General features: G+C 66.5%; 14 protein-coding genes. 6 read left to right on the top strand and 8 right to left on the bottom strand.

What is annotated here, in order from left to right:
- Positions 1 to 22: 22 nt before the first annotated feature.
- From AC4GYS_RS05790 to hflK, 4 genes are all read right to left on the bottom strand, one after another.
- Positions 23 to 1,669, bottom strand: coding sequence for a helicase HerA-like domain-containing protein (locus tag AC4GYS_RS05790; RefSeq protein WP_491108142.1), 1,647 nt, complete (start codon positions 1,667 to 1,669; stop codon positions 23 to 25).
- A gap of 40 nt (positions 1,670 to 1,709) precedes the next feature.
- Positions 1,710 to 3,278 carry a Do family serine endopeptidase gene (locus AC4GYS_RS05785; protein WP_491108141.1) on the bottom strand — a complete coding sequence of 523 codons (1,569 nt, stop codon included), beginning with the start codon at positions 3,276 to 3,278 and terminating at the stop codon, positions 1,710 to 1,712.
- A 75-nt stretch (positions 3,279 to 3,353) separates the two neighbouring features.
- On the bottom strand, positions 3,354 to 4,193 hold the full coding sequence (hflC, locus tag AC4GYS_RS05780; protein WP_491109366.1) for a protease modulator HflC: 840 nt from the start codon (positions 4,191 to 4,193) through the stop codon (positions 3,354 to 3,356).
- Positions 4,193 to 5,326, bottom strand: coding sequence for an FtsH protease activity modulator HflK (gene hflK / locus AC4GYS_RS05775; RefSeq protein ID WP_491108140.1), 1,134 nt, complete (start codon positions 5,324 to 5,326; stop codon positions 4,193 to 4,195). The genes hflC and hflK overlap by 1 nt, the downstream gene beginning before the upstream one ends.
- Before the next feature lie 96 nt (positions 5,327 to 5,422).
- Here hflK and AC4GYS_RS05770 point away from each other — a divergent pair, with 96 nt between their 5' ends.
- Together AC4GYS_RS05770 and AC4GYS_RS05765 are read left to right on the top strand one after the other, a co-directional pair.
- Positions 5,423 to 6,394 carry an Mrp/NBP35 family ATP-binding protein gene (locus tag AC4GYS_RS05770; protein WP_491108139.1) on the top strand — a complete coding sequence of 324 codons (972 nt, stop codon included), beginning with the start codon at positions 5,423 to 5,425 and terminating at the stop codon, positions 6,392 to 6,394.
- Complete coding sequence (locus AC4GYS_RS05765; RefSeq protein ID WP_491108138.1) at positions 6,394 to 6,834, top strand: CoA-binding protein; 441 nt, start codon at positions 6,394 to 6,396, stop codon at positions 6,832 to 6,834. Before AC4GYS_RS05770 ends, AC4GYS_RS05765 begins: the two co-directional genes overlap by 1 nt.
- On the opposite strand, the gene AC4GYS_RS05760 is transcribed toward AC4GYS_RS05765, so the two are convergent.
- On the bottom strand, positions 6,803 to 8,149 hold the full coding sequence (locus AC4GYS_RS05760) for a TldD/PmbA family protein (RefSeq protein ID WP_491108137.1): 1,347 nt from the start codon (positions 8,147 to 8,149) through the stop codon (positions 6,803 to 6,805). The two genes, AC4GYS_RS05765 and AC4GYS_RS05760, sit on opposite strands and share 32 nt — an antisense overlap.
- Positions 8,150 to 8,165: 16 nt before the next feature.
- On the bottom strand, positions 8,166 to 9,080 hold the full coding sequence (gene ubiA / locus AC4GYS_RS05755; RefSeq protein ID WP_491108136.1) for a 4-hydroxybenzoate octaprenyltransferase: 915 nt from the start codon (positions 9,078 to 9,080) through the stop codon (positions 8,166 to 8,168).
- A 126-nt stretch (positions 9,081 to 9,206) separates the two neighbouring features.
- Between ubiA and AC4GYS_RS05750 the strand changes: the two genes are divergently transcribed.
- Positions 9,207 to 9,902, top strand: coding sequence for a LytTR family transcriptional regulator DNA-binding domain-containing protein (locus tag AC4GYS_RS05750; RefSeq protein ID WP_491108135.1), 696 nt, complete (start codon positions 9,207 to 9,209; stop codon positions 9,900 to 9,902).
- 53 nt (positions 9,903 to 9,955) lie between these two features.
- Positions 9,956 to 10,348, top strand: a complete 393-nt coding sequence (locus AC4GYS_RS05745) for a UrcA family protein (RefSeq protein WP_491108134.1) — start codon at positions 9,956 to 9,958, stop codon at positions 10,346 to 10,348.
- Between the two features lie 100 nt (positions 10,349 to 10,448).
- On the opposite strand, the gene AC4GYS_RS05740 is transcribed toward AC4GYS_RS05745, so the two are convergent.
- Positions 10,449 to 11,087, bottom strand: a complete 639-nt coding sequence (locus AC4GYS_RS05740) for a PilZ domain-containing protein (RefSeq protein WP_491108133.1) — start codon at positions 11,085 to 11,087, stop codon at positions 10,449 to 10,451.
- A 78-nt stretch (positions 11,088 to 11,165) separates the two neighbouring features.
- Between AC4GYS_RS05740 and AC4GYS_RS05735 the strand changes: the two genes are divergently transcribed.
- A complete protein-coding gene (locus AC4GYS_RS05735) occupies positions 11,166 to 11,645 on the top strand; it encodes a DUF2721 domain-containing protein (protein WP_491108132.1) in 480 nt (159 codons plus the stop codon).
- On the opposite strand, the gene AC4GYS_RS05730 is transcribed toward AC4GYS_RS05735, so the two are convergent.
- Entirely contained in the window at positions 11,642 to 12,085 is a 444-nt protein-coding gene (locus tag AC4GYS_RS05730) for a hypothetical protein (protein ID WP_491108131.1), read from the bottom strand. The two genes, AC4GYS_RS05735 and AC4GYS_RS05730, sit on opposite strands and share 4 nt — an antisense overlap.
- Before the next feature lie 90 nt (positions 12,086 to 12,175).
- Here AC4GYS_RS05730 and glpX point away from each other — a divergent pair, with 90 nt between their 5' ends.
- The gene (glpX, locus tag AC4GYS_RS05725) at positions 12,176 to 13,147 is read left to right on the top strand and encodes a class II fructose-bisphosphatase (RefSeq protein ID WP_491108130.1); all 972 of its coding nucleotides are present in this window, start codon (positions 12,176 to 12,178) and stop codon (positions 13,145 to 13,147) included.
- Positions 13,148 to 13,172 lie beyond the last annotated feature (25 nt).

Raw genomic sequence — 13,172 nt, 5'->3', positions numbered from 1 at the left:
ACCCAGCCTGTGATGACGAAGCCTATTTCAACAATCCGCCAAGGATTCCGCGCAACAGGCGGTTGCCCAGGCTCCGTCCGACCGAGCTGGCCGCCGACCGGGTGGCACTTTGCACGGCCTTGTCGAACATGGTGGGTCTGGCCGCTTCACGCGCCCGGCGGGCTTCCTCGCGCTCGGCCTCGCGGCGCGTGCGCTCCTCAAGGCGTTCCTGCTCGCGCTGCAGGCGCTCCTCCTCGCGCCGCGCCGCCGCGTCGGCCCGAGCCTGTTCCTTTGCCAGCCGCGCATCCTCTTTGGCTTTCAGCGCTGCCTGCTTGTCAGCCTCCGTTTGCGCCTTCGCGGCGGCCGCGGCAGCGCTGGCCTCGGTCGCCTTCGCGCCAAGCACTTCCTCGGCACTGTCTCGGTCGAGCAGTTGGTCGTATTTGCTGCCGATCACGTCCGTGGTCAGCAGCACGGCGCGCTCGTTCTTCTCCAAGGGTCCAACGCGGCTGCCCGGCGGCTTGATCAATGTGCGCTGGACGGGGGACGGCGCGCCGTCCGGCTGCAGCAGTGATACCAGCGCTTCGCCCACTTTCAGCTGAGTGATCGCGCTCGCCACGTCGACCTCGGGGTTAGGGCGGAAGGTCTCCGCCGCGCTTTTGACCGCGGCCTGGTCGCGGGGAGTGAAGGCGCGCAGGGCATGCTGGACCCGGTTCCCGAGCTGTCCCGCGACCTTGTCGGGAATATCGATCGGGTTCTGGGTGATGAAATAAACGCCGACGCCCTTTGAGCGGATCAGCCGCACGACCTGCTCCACCTTTTCGAGCAGCGCGGGCGGCGCGTCCTCGAACAGCAGATGCGCCTCGTCGAAGAAGAAGCACAGCTTGGGCTTGGGCTGGTCGCCGACTTCGGGCAGCAGCTCGAACAGTTCGGAAAGCAGCCACAACAGGAAGGTCGCGTACAGGCGAGGGGAGGCCATCAATCGGTCGGCAGCCAGGATATTGACCACCCCGGCCCCGCTCTCGTCCAGCTTGAGGAAGTCTTCGAGCGCGAGTGCCGGTTCGCCGAAGAAGTTGCTCGCGCCCTGACTGCGGAGCTGCAGCAGCGAACGCTGGATCGCGCCGACGCTCGGTTTGGACACATTGCCGAACCGCAGCGTCAGCTCGTCCGCTCGCTCGCCCACGCTGATCAGCATCGCCTGCAGGTCGTCGAGGTCGAGCAGCAGCAACCCTTCCTCGTCGGCGACGTGAAAGGCGATGGTCAGCACGCCCTCCTGCACCTCGTTGAGGTTCATCAGGCGGGCCAGGAGCAAGGGCCCCATTTCGCTGACGGTCGTGCGGACGGGATGGCCCTGCTCCCCGAACAGGTCCCATAGCTGGACGGGACAAGCCGCATAGCGCCAGTCGCTGTCGCCGATGTCGGCCGCGCGGGCGGCGAAGGGCTCGTGGGTCTTTGCGGTCGGCGAGCCGGGCATGGCCAGCCCGGCCAGGTCGCCCTTCACGTCGGCGACGAAAGTCGGAACGCCCGCTGCGCTGAAGCCCTCGACCAGCCCCTGCAGGGTCACCGTCTTGCCGGTGCCGGTCGCGCCGGCGATCAGCCCGTGGCGGTTGGCCCGACTTAGCTCCAGCCGCTGCGGATTGGCACCACCGCCGGCCGCGCCGATGAAGATGCTGGTGATAGGCTGTGTCGCCAAGGCTCGCTCCCCCATATGATCAGGGAAGCGAGCCTAGCGGTTAGCGGGCCGCGATGTCGACCGCGAAGAAGGCTTCGGGTGCCTGCCCGCGCTTCACGAGCAGCAGGACCGAACGCCGGCCCGCGGTGCGAGCGGCGTTGACCCGCGCGGTGACGTCTGCGGCACTGGTCACGACCTGGCGGTCGACAGAAATGACCAGATCCCCACGACGAAGCCCCTTCTCGGCCGCATCGCTGTTGGGATCGACCCGGGCGATGATCACGCCGCGAGCATTGGTCGGCAGGTTGACCGCGCGCGCGATCTCCGGCGTCAACGGCTGCAGCGAAAGCCCGAGCGCCTGTGCCGGGGGCACGGGGCTCGACTGGTTCTCGTCGCTGTCGGGGAAGGCGTTGCCGCCCGATCCCACCTGCCGCGCCAGTTCTTCTTCGGTCGGGCGCTGCTGCACCTGCACCTGGGCCACGCGGCGGCGACCGTCGGCACCCACCACTTCGACCGGTACGCGCTGGCCGACCGGCGTGTTCGCGATGAGGAAGGAGACGGTGTTCTCTTCGGTCACCGCCCGCCCGTTGACCGAAAGGATCACATCGCCCTGGCGGATGCCGGCCCGATCGGCCGATGCGCCCGGAACAACCGAGCGAACCAGTTCGCCCCGGCCCTTCGGAATATTGAGCGATGCGGCGAGATCGTCGTCGTTGATCGGCTGAAGGCCGACACCAAGATAGCCCCGCTCCGGCCGCTGGCCGCGGCGCAGGCTGTCGATCACCGGCCGGGCCAGTTCCGCCGGGATGGCAAGGCCGATGCCGACGTTGGCGCCGGTCGGGCTGATCAACGCCGAATTGATGCCGATCACGTTGCCGGCCATGTCGAACATCGGGCCGCCGGAGTTGCCCATGTTGATGCTGGCATCGGTCTGGATGTAGCGATCATAGGCGCCTGCCCCGGTGATCCCGCGGTGAAGGGCCGAGATGATGCCGGCCGTGACCGAGCCGCCCAGGCCATAGGGGTTGCCGATCGCCACCACCCAGTCGCCGACCCGCGCGCGGGTGCTGTCACCCCAGTTCACGAACGGCAGGTTGCGGCCCTCGATCTTCAGCAGCGCAAGGTCGGAGGGCGGATCGCGACCGATGATCCGGGCCGGAAACTCCCGCCGATCCGGGAGGGTCACCGTCACTTGGTCCACCGTGCCGTTGCCGCCGGCGCCCTGGATCAGGTGATTGTTGGTGACGATATAACCGTCGGCCGAGATGATGAAGCCGGATCCCAGCGAACCCGTCTCACGCGTGCGCGGACCCTGGCTGCCGCCCTGCCCGCCTTCGGGCGTCGGCGCACCGAAGCGGCGGAAGAATTCTTCCAGCGGATCGCTCCCTTGCGCCCGGACCGGTACCCGCTGGCGGGTGGAGATATTGACCACGGCGGGTTGCAGCCGGGCCGCCAGATCGGCGAACGAACCCGGTGCTCCGGCACGGGGCGCCATTTGCGCGGGGGCATTCTGGGCAACCTGTGCGCCGACTGGCCCGGTAGCGACCGAAAAGGCCGTCCCTCCGATCAACAAGGCTGCCGCGACACCATAGGCATAGCGCACTGGGGAAAACTCCTTCGGCGACGTCATTGCATGTCCTTTAAACGAGTTGGCCGTGTTCAGCGGTGCTAGGTCAAGCGCCTGAATGCTGTTTGAATAACGAAACTATCTCCGCTGTGGTTCTGTGAACTCACGCAGGAATTCGTTCTGCGGGGAGAGAATCATGGTGGTCGGGTTCTGCGACCGGCCGCCGTTCTCACCGAGGAACGTCGCTTCATAGCTCTGCATGGCGCGGTAGAAATTATAGAATTCCGGATCCTTGCCGAAGCTTGCGGCATAGGTCTGCGCGGCTTCCGCGTCGGCATCCGCCCGGATGATCTGCGCGCGCTTGGCGCCTTCGGCCCGGATCGAACGCGCTTCCTGTTCACGCGCCGTGCGCATGCGCTGGAACGCGGACTCGAGCGGGCTGCCGTCGGGAAGGTCCGCGCGCTTGATGCGAACGTCGACGATTCGGACGCCATATTGCCGCGCGACCCGGTCCACACCCTGGCGGATGGCCTCCATGACACCCTCGCGCTCGGGACTGAGCAGGGACGCGAACTCGCGCTTGCCGAGCTCGTTGCGCAGAGCGGAGCCCAGGATGGGGCGAAGCTGGTCGGTCACCCGCTCTTCCGAACGCGCGGTGATGTACATTCGCAGCGGATCGACCACGCGGTACCGGGCGAAGGCATCGACCTGCAGGCGCAGCTGGTCGGTCGACAGCACCTGCTGCCGCTCCATGTCCACATCGCGCACGCGCTTGTCGATCCACACGGTGTTCTCGATGAACGGGATGCGCCAGTTCAGGCCTGCCTGGGTTCGCCCGAGAATCCGGTCGGGAGCGCTCAGCCGGACGATCAGCGCCTGCCGCGTTTCGGGAACGATGATCACGCTCGACAGCAGGGTTATCAGCGCGAACAGGATTACGAAGCCCCACAGGATGGGCCGGCGAAGGATCGCGTCGATCATCGGCCTGCCCCCTGCGGTTGAGCATTCGCAGCGGGAGGATCCTGGACGGCGGGCGCGGTGGTCCGCTGGCCCTGGTTCTGATTGAGCGGAAGATACGGAGTCACGCCCGGCGCTTCCACGATGGTCTTGTCCACGTTCTTCAGCACGCGCTCCATGGTTTCATAGTACATGCGACGACGAGTGACCTCGGGCGACAAGCGATATTGTTCGTAGATGCGGTCGAACGCGCCCGCCTCACCCTGTGCCTTCTGCCGCAGCTGAAGTGCGTAGGCATTGGCCGAGTTGATATAGCTTTGCGCCTCCTGCTGCGCGGCCGTCACGTCCTTGAAGGCTTCGTTGACCGCCGCCGGCGGATCCGCCTGGCGGATGGCGACGCCCCGGATGACCACGCCCGACTGATAGCTGTCGAGGACCCGCTGCATGGTTTCCTGGACCTGCGCCTCGATCTCGCCGCGACGCTGGCCGATCGCCTCGTCAAGCGTGACGGTGCTGAGGGCCGCCCGCATGGCGCTTTCGGCGACCTGCTGGATGGTTTCTTCCGGGTTCTGGAGCTCGAACAGATATTGCTCGGGATCACGAATGTTCCACCGGACCGAGTAGGCGATGTCGATGATGTTCTGGTCGCCCGTCAGCATCAGCGTCTCTTCGGCGGCCGAGCCGAGATCGATGTTGCGGATATTCTCGACGTCGATCTTCTGTACACGCTCGAGCGGCGCCGGAAGGGTTATGCCGATGCCGGGGCTGAGCGTTCGGCTGTAGCGGCCAAGCTGGGTCACCACGCCGCGCTCTTCGGGCGCGATGCGATGCACGGTGGTGAAGAGCAGCCACAGCGTCGCAAAGGCAATCAGGCCCCAGACGACCATCGACCGATTGGGACCGCGTCCGCGTCCCGCCGGGCCGCCGAACCGCTCGCGGCCGCGGCGCAGCAGTTCATCCAGGCTGGTGACATTCCCGGTTGCCGGGCCGGTTGGCCGCCGCGGCGCGCCATCGCCCCAGGGGCTGTTGCCGGCCTTGCGGGGCGGCTCGCTGCCACCCGTACCGCCACTACCGCCGCCCATCGGACCCCAGGGTCCCTTGCTGTCGGCCCACAATCCGCGGGCCCTGTGGGCCCACCCCGCAATCATGCTCATGGCGCAAGATATAGAAGCGGACCGGCAGATTAACAGTGGGGCCCCGGAACAATCGGCGCGATTGCGCGAAAGGGGCACCGCGCCTAGTCCGCACCGATGAACCTGGCGGACCTTCTTGCCCAAACCACCGATGCTTCGCGCGTCCGTTCCGCGCGCCTGGTGGATGGTGTCGCAACGGTGGTTGCCGATGCCACCGGTCTGTCGGCCGCGGATCGCAAGGCGCTGGAACATCGCCTTCAGACGGCGGCACTCTCGCTTCCGGAGGCTCGTGACGCCCGCATCGCATTGACCGCGGCCAAGTCCGCTGGTCCCCGGCTGATCGCGGTGGGCAGCGGCAAGGGCGGGGTCGGCAAATCCACCGTGTCGGTGAATCTGGCGGTTGCTCTCGCGCGCCTCGGCAAACGGGTCGGGATCATCGATGCCGACATCTATGGCCCCTCCCAGCCACGACTGTTGGGGACGAGCGAACGGCCCGAGGCCCGTGAGAAGCAGCTGATTCCGGTCGAGGCGCACGGCGTGAAGCTGCTGTCGGTCGGCCAACTCGTCAGTGAAGGCCACGCGCTCGCCTGGCGCGGGCCGATGGCTTCGGGCGCGCTGACCCAGCTGGTGGAAGGCGACTGGTCCGACCGCGATCTGCTGATCGTGGATCTGCCGCCCGGTACCGGGGACGTGCAACTGTCCCTTTTGCAGAAGTCGCGCCCGTCGGGCGCCGTGATCGTATCCACGCCCCAGGACCTCAGCCTGATCGACGCGACCCGGGCGGTGGACCTGTTCCGCAAGTTGTCCGTCCCGATCCTCGGCCTGATCGAAAATATGGCCGGCTACGATTGCCCGCATTGCGGCAAGCCCTCCGACCCGTTCGGGAGCGGCGGCGCGGAGGCGGAGGCGCAGCGGCTCGGCATCCCCTTCCTCGGCCGACTGCCGCTGTCCGCTACCCTGCGCGAAGCATCCGACGCGGGAACACCGCCGGCCGCCGGCACCGGCCCCGCTGCCGACGCCTTCCGCTTGCTTGCCGAGAAGCTGCTCGGGCAGTTGGATACCGCCGACGCCCCGACCGTTAAGCCCTGATGCTGACCCGCGACGACGAACTCGCCAAACTCCTCTCGACCAGCCGCACCATCGCCGTGATCGGCGCATCCGACCGCCCCGACCGGCCGAGCTATGGCGTCTCCAGGTTCATGGCCGATCGCGGCTGGCGCGTTCTTCCCGTCAATCCGCAGATCACCGGCGAACACCTCCACGGCGAATACGTCTGGCACGACCTCGGGCAGATCGGCGTGCCAATCGACATCGTGAATATCTTCCGCCGGCCGCAGGCAGCCGGCGAAGCGGTCGATCAGGCGATCGCGGCCGGCGCCAAGGCCGTCTGGCTGCAGCTGGGCGTGATCAACGAAGACGCGGCCGCCCGTGCCGAAGCTGCCGGTCTGAAGGTCGTGATGAACCGCTGCATCAAGATCGATGCGGCACGGCTCGGGATCAGCCCGCCGCCACCGTCATCTCGTGAATAAGCACGGTCGGCGCATCGATCCCGCGCCGAAGCGCAAGGTCGCTTCCCGGCTCCAGGGTCGCGAACATGTCCTTGAGGTTCGACGCGACCGTGATCTCCGCGACGGGCCGGACGATCTCGCCCCCTTCGATCAGGAAGCCGGACGCGCCGCGCGAATAGTCGCCGGTCACGCCGTTCACGCCCTGGCCGATCAGCTCGGTAACCAGGATCGCTCGAGGGTAAGCTGCCAACAATTCTTGCCGGCTCCGTTTGCCGGGCAACAACGTGAGGTTGCTCGGCGCGGCCCCAGGGGCCCCGCTGACGCCCCGCGCCGCGTGGCCGGTGGGCGCAATCCCCAGCTGCCGGGCGGCGGCACTGTCGGCAAGCCAGGTGGTCAGCACACCGTCCGCCACGAGGTCGATCGCCCGCACCGGCAGGCCCTCGCCGTCGAACGGCCGCGACCGCAGGCCGCGCGGCCGATGGGGGTCGTCCCGGATCGTCACGCCGGCGGCAAATACCTGTTCGCCAAACCGTTCCAGAAGAAAGCTGGTCTTCCGTGCGATCGCCGCGCCGCTGATGGCACTGCTCAGGTGACCAAGCAGAGAGGTCGACACTCGCGAATCGAACAACACCGTATAGCGGCCCGGTTGCGGCTTAATGGGACCGACCCGTGCAACCGCCCGCTCCGCCGCCTCGCGACCGATCCCCTCCGGATCGTCGAGATCGGCGAAATGGCGGGCGCTATGATAGTCGTAGTCCCGCTGCATCGCCGGCCCGTCGCCCGCAACCACGCTGGCCGATATGCTGAACCCCGACGAGCGATACGACCCGGCAAAACCGCCCGAGGTCGCCAGCGCGACCGTGCTGCGCGAGGCAGAAGCGGAGCCCCCGTTGCTGTTGGTGACGCCTGAAACGGCGCGGGCCGCGTTCTCCGCCCGAAGGGCCATCGCGCGCAGCTCGGCCGGCTGGGGCTCATGGGGATCGAAAGTGTCGAGATCCGGAGCGCCATCGGTCAGCAGCAATTCTTTCGGCGCAAGCCCGGCGTACGGATCTTCCGGCGCCTCGCGCGCCATCGCCACGGCCCGCTCAACCAACCCCGCAAGCGCTTCGTCCGAAAAATCGGACGAGGCCACCGAAGCCGACCGCTGGCCGTCGAACACACGCAGCCCGATCTCCTGCCCTTCGGAACGGCTGACGTCCTCAAGTTCGCCCAACCGGACCGACACGCTGCTGGACATGTCGGCCACCAGCATGGCGTCCGCCGCGCTGGCTCCGCTCCTTTTGGCCAGCTCCACGAGTCCGGTGGCGATATCCTGTGCGTGATCGGGGGTCAGCATGGCGTGGCTGTAGCGCCTACTCGGCGGCGCTCAACCCCACGACCAGGCAGGCGAGAAAGACCAGCAGGCCGGTGGTGCGATTGGATCGGAACAACGCCAGCGCCTTGTCGCCGTCATCCGGATCGGCCTGCACTACCTGCCCGGCAAGGTGCAATGCCGCCGGCAGCAGCGCGAGCAGCGCCAGCCACTCCGGCCGCACCCGCCAAAGCGCGGCACCCCAACCGACCACCGCCAGCAGGTAGAAGACCGCGACGCCCAATGCCGCCCGTCGCCCCAGCGCCCGAGCGCTGGACTTTACGCCGACCAGCGCGTCGTCCTCCTTGTCCTGAATGGCGTACAGCGTGTCGTAGCCGACGACCCAGACGACGCTTCCCAGCCATAGCCACAGCGGCGCCCAATCGAACGAACCGGTCACCGCTGGCCAGCCGACCAGTCCGCCCCAGCTGAAGACCAGTCCCAACCACGCCTGCGGCCACCAGGTGATCCGCTTCATGAACGGATAGGCGGCGACGAGTGCAAGGCTGCCGAGAGCGATGATCTGCGCCAGCGGCTGAAGCTGGAGCAAGACGACCAGTCCAACCAGCGACAACGCCACCAGCAGGGCCCAGGCCCCCTGCACGCTCACCCGCCTGGCTGCCAGGGGCCGCAAGCGGGTTCGCTCTATCTGCGCATCGAGGTCGCGATCGACGATGTCGTTGTACACGCAACCGGCCGAGCGCATGGCAAAAGCGCCCAGGGCGAGCCACAGGAGCAGGCCCCAGCGCCCGCCGACTCCAGCGAGCGCCACGCTCCATGCGCAAGGCCAATACAACAGCCAGGTCCCGATCGGTCGATCGAGCCGCATCAACGAGGCGAACGGCCTTGTCCGCCGCGGCAGTACGCCGATCAGCCCGCGTCGTTCGCTGTCGGGTACCAGGTCGCTTACAGTCATGAGTATCGTTGCTTAGCGGAGGAAATCGGCAGTTTCGAGCAAGCGCCGCAGGCCGCAAGCGGTTTGCAGGGTTGTTAATTTAGGCGTAAACGGACCCCTGCTTCCAGCCCTCGGAGGCACTGCAAGATGAACCAGCTCACCGTTGTTGCGTGCTTGGCGTTCGACCATCGCGCTCCTGCCGAAGGTATGCAGGAGTTCAAGAATTGCATTCTCGGCTGCCCCTATGTGGACCGGGCGATGGAGGTTTGCGGCACGTTCGATCTGATCGTCCAGGGGCACTGCGAGGACATCGCCGAGTATACCGCCAAGATGGAGCTGTTGCGGGAACCTCTTTCGGCGTTCGTGTCGCGCATCGAAACCAGCTTCGTGGTTCGCACCATCGATCGCAGGGTCGAGGGCGGGGCCACGACCGCGTTGTGGCTCCCCTGCCAGAACGGCCGCAAACGGGTAGAAAGCCACCTTATCGACAAGGTCGTCGCCGAGGGCGATTACATGAAGGTCCACGTCGGTGAATGGCACTGCCTTGTCCACGCCACGATGGAGCGGCTCTATAAGCGACTGAAGGGGTGCGGTTTCGTGAAGCTGCACCGGTCCTGGCTGGTCCGCGTCGGGTTCATCGAACGGCTCGTCCACAACGATAACCGCTGGGTCGCACGGCTGCTCGATGGAACCCACGTCCCGGTCGCCAAAAGTCACGTGCAAGACGTGCTTCGGATCATTTCCGACGAGTCGTCGAAGGCTGAAGCCATTTCATCGTCCACCGAACAGCCAGCCGAGTTGCCAAGTGTTATTAACGAAAAGATAATGAACTCTCACTCCTGATCGTCGAAAAGGCACCAGCGGTTGCACTCGGAGCGATCGTGCAGGAGGACATCATGGACAGCCGGAAAATCGCATGCCTGATAGCTGCAGGCTTTCTCGGGTTCGGACTGGTCGGGGCGGCGACCCAGGCTGCAAGCGCGCCGAGCCCCGATGTCACGGTAAAGGGACAGACCATCGATCCCGAGCTTCAACGGGCCGTCTATTATGGTGACCTGAACCTTGCCCTTCGTCCCGCTCAGAAGACCTTGAAGCGGCGGATCTCCAACACCGCGTCCGATCTTTGCTGGGAACTGAATGGCATCAACGAGACAGACATGTGCACCGTGTTCGCGATCCGCAGCACGGATGATCAGGTCGCTGCCGCCATCCGTCGGGCGGAGCGCCAGATGGCCGGACTTCCGGTCGGACCTCAGGTTGCCATCTCGATGGTGATCGGCGCGCAATAGCGAGTTGATCCGACCGAAGCGAAGGAGCGGCGTCAAGCCGCTCTTTTGCTGCCCAATTGCTCGGTTGGCAGTCGCCAGCGGTGGGTAGGCAGCGTCGGCATCATCCGCGCCGCGGGCGGTGCAGTTCCTTGATCCACGGCAGGATGACTTGCCAGCTAAGTTCCCGTTCGAAGCAAACGCCCGCCAGATCGCCGCGCTTCCAGATGACTTCGCCAGGTGGAATGCCCAATCCCTCCAGGAACAGATTGATCGGCTCCCCGACCGGCGGGATCTCGCCACCCTCCACCTGCACACCGCCAGCGGAAATGTTGCGAATCACGGCGGGCAGGAACCGGTCGGCGACCTTGATCCACGCGCTGCAGCGCACTTCCACCCGTGGCATGGTGCGTCGATCGGCCGGCTGCGCCACCAATTCCCTGGTAATCAGCGCCATGACGTCGATCGGCCGGGTGAAGCGCAGCCCGACGTCCTGCTCGCCGCGCCAGGCAACCACCGCGTCCACTCGCTGACCGTTTCCAAGCTCGGCCGCGACTCCGGCCCCCAACGGCAGGTCCAGCGCCCCGCGCAAGGTCGCGCCCAGGGGCGAGATTTCCTGAACCTCCGTGTCCACGGCGATCCCGCCGATCATCAGCCGGACCGGATCGAGCGGCTGCTCGTCCCGCGGAGCCGACGCAGGCACGTCCAGCCAGGGCAACCTGGATGGCAAGACGAAGGTCGTGGCCGTGGCGGCGTTGGTCACCTAGCGTCCCTTTGCATGCGCTTGGGGCCACAGCCTTGCGCCTTGACCCTAAGAAAATGCTAACGGAAGGCGGTTTCCATGTTCCCCGCCACCGACTCCCCGCTGGCCGTTGCCCAGACCGTTCAACTGGCAGTCGCGCCCGTGTTCCTGCTGGCCGGGGTCGGGGCCTTCCTCAACGTGTGCGCATCCCGTCTTGCGCGGATCGTCGATCGGGCCCGCGGGCTCGAACCGAGGGTGCTCGCCAGCCGCGGCGATGAGCACGACCGGTTGATCCGCGAAATCCGCATCCTCGATCGCCGGATGGCGCTGGTCAGCCGGGCCATCTTCCTGTCGGTCCTGTCGGCTGTGCTGACGTGCCTGGTGGTCGTGCTGTTGTTCGCCGCCGGCCTGACGGGCGCCCATGTCGGGACGGCCATCGCGCTGCTGTTCATCGCGTCGATGATCAGCCTGGCGTTCGGTTTCACCATCTTTCTGTTCGAAACCCGCATGGGCGCGCGCGCGGTCCGAATCCGCCCCGCCATCCTTGAACATGAAGAAGACGAAGCCGTCGGCGACTAGTTCGCCAGCAGCGTTCTGACCGATGGTGGCGTCGGCACGCTGGCCCCCGGGGTGTTGTAGCGTTGCCAGCCGCCCGGCTTCCTCAACCCAGCCTCCATCGCATGGTCGCCCGGTTGCAGAACGAGATAAGCCGCCCCGCCGTCCCCGATCGTCACCAGCACGCCATCCTCTCGCGTCAGGTGGCTTCCCCGGCCCATCTGCAGCCGGAAATTGCCGACGTCGGGGCCGAGCAGGGCGTTCAAGTCGACAGTAATCGGACTTTGCTGCAGCAGCCCGCTTTCCGCTGGCCTGCGACCCACCAGCTGCGCCAGGGCCGACCAGTCCCCCGGCGCCTCGGTCATGGTGCCAAGGTCCGGCGGAACCGTGTTGGCGGCGATGGTGTCGTCACCGCCGCAGGCCGAAAGGGCGGCCGTCACGAGTAAGATGATCAATGGCTTCATGACAACCTAACGCGCGGTTCGCTCGACAGGAGCCAGCCGGCCCCGTAAGCGGCTGCCGAAAACCAACAGATATCCAACAGGAGCCGCCCCTTGATCACCGCCAGCAGCCTCCTCGACCGAGTCCTGGTCCTCGAAATGGTTCGAGTAACCGAAGCCGCCGCCATCGCTGCTTCCAAGCTGGTCGGCCGAGGCGATGAAAAGGCCGCGGATCACGCGGCAGTGGAAGCGATGCGCGCGGCCTTGAACGAGTTGCCGATGGACGGCACGGTGGTCATTGGCGAGGGCGAGCGCGACGAGGCTCCGATGCTCTTCATCGGCGAAAAGGTCGGATGCGCCCAAGGCAGCGGCCCGGCGATCGACATCGCGCTCGATCCGCTTGAAGGAACCACCATCACCGCAAAGGCCGGGCCGAACGCGCTGGCGGTACTGGCCATCGCCGAGAAAGGCTGCCTCCTGAACGCGCCCGACGTCTACATGGACAAGCTGGCGATCGGCCCGGGCTATCCGGACGGCACCATCGATCTGGCGAAGAGCCCGACGGAGAATATTCGCGCGATTGCCGCCGCCAAGGGCGTGGAACCCAGCGAGATCATCGCCTGCGTACTCGATCGTCCGCGCCACGCGTCCATCATTGCGGAACTTCGGGCGCTGGGCTGCGGAATCGTGCTGATCCCGGATGGCGATGTCGCCGGGGTGATCGCGGTGACCGATCCGGAAACCACCGTGGACGTTTACATGGGCCAGGGGGGAGCGCCGGAAGGCGTGCTCGCGGCTGCGGCGCTGCGGTGCGTGGGCGGGCAGATCCAGGGCCGGCTCGTGTTCCGCAACGATGACGAGCGGGCCCGCGCCGCCCGCTGGGGAATCGAGGATCTCGACCGCATCTACCGCCTTGAGGACATGGCCAAGGGTGATTGCATCTTCGCGGCGACCGGCGTCACCGACGGCTCGCTGCTTGAGGGCGTGAAGCGCCACAAGGGCTATCACACCACCGAAAGCATCGTCATGCGCGCCAGTTCCGGCACGGTGCGGCGGGTCTATGGCGAGCATAACCGCGGCCGCTGACCCTTGAAGCCCGGAGCGGTGACCG

Source organism: Sphingomonas sp. SP1 (assembly GCF_058313395.1).
The sequence above is the reverse complement of the archived record's forward strand: the minus strand, read 5'-3'. Positions and strand labels throughout refer to the sequence as shown.

Bases quoted from the DNA above. Each gene is read 5' to 3' on its own strand.
- AC4GYS_RS05760 (WP_491108137.1), bottom strand. From the start codon at position 8,149: ATGCTGACCCCCGATCACGCACAGGATATCGCCACCGGACTCGTGGAG.
- AC4GYS_RS05785 (WP_491108141.1), bottom strand. From the start codon at position 3,278: ATGACGTCGCCGAAGGAGTTTTCCCCAGTGCGCTATGCCTATGGTGTC.
- hflK (WP_491108140.1), bottom strand. From the start codon at position 5,326: ATGAGCATGATTGCGGGGTGGGCCCACAGGGCCCGCGGATTGTGGGCC.
- AC4GYS_RS05730 (WP_491108131.1), bottom strand. From the start codon at position 12,085: ATGAAGCCATTGATCATCTTACTCGTGACGGCCGCCCTTTCGGCCTGC.
- AC4GYS_RS05750 (WP_491108135.1), top strand. From the start codon at position 9,207: ATGAACCAGCTCACCGTTGTTGCGTGCTTGGCGTTCGACCATCGCGCT.
- AC4GYS_RS05770 (WP_491108139.1), top strand. From the start codon at position 5,423: ATGAACCTGGCGGACCTTCTTGCCCAAACCACCGATGCTTCGCGCGTC.
- AC4GYS_RS05745 (WP_491108134.1), top strand. From the start codon at position 9,956: ATGGACAGCCGGAAAATCGCATGCCTGATAGCTGCAGGCTTTCTCGGG.
- ubiA (WP_491108136.1), bottom strand. From the start codon at position 9,080: ATGACTGTAAGCGACCTGGTACCCGACAGCGAACGACGCGGGCTGATC.
- AC4GYS_RS05765 (WP_491108138.1), top strand. From the start codon at position 6,394: ATGCTGACCCGCGACGACGAACTCGCCAAACTCCTCTCGACCAGCCGC.
- AC4GYS_RS05735 (WP_491108132.1), top strand. From the start codon at position 11,166: ATGTTCCCCGCCACCGACTCCCCGCTGGCCGTTGCCCAGACCGTTCAA.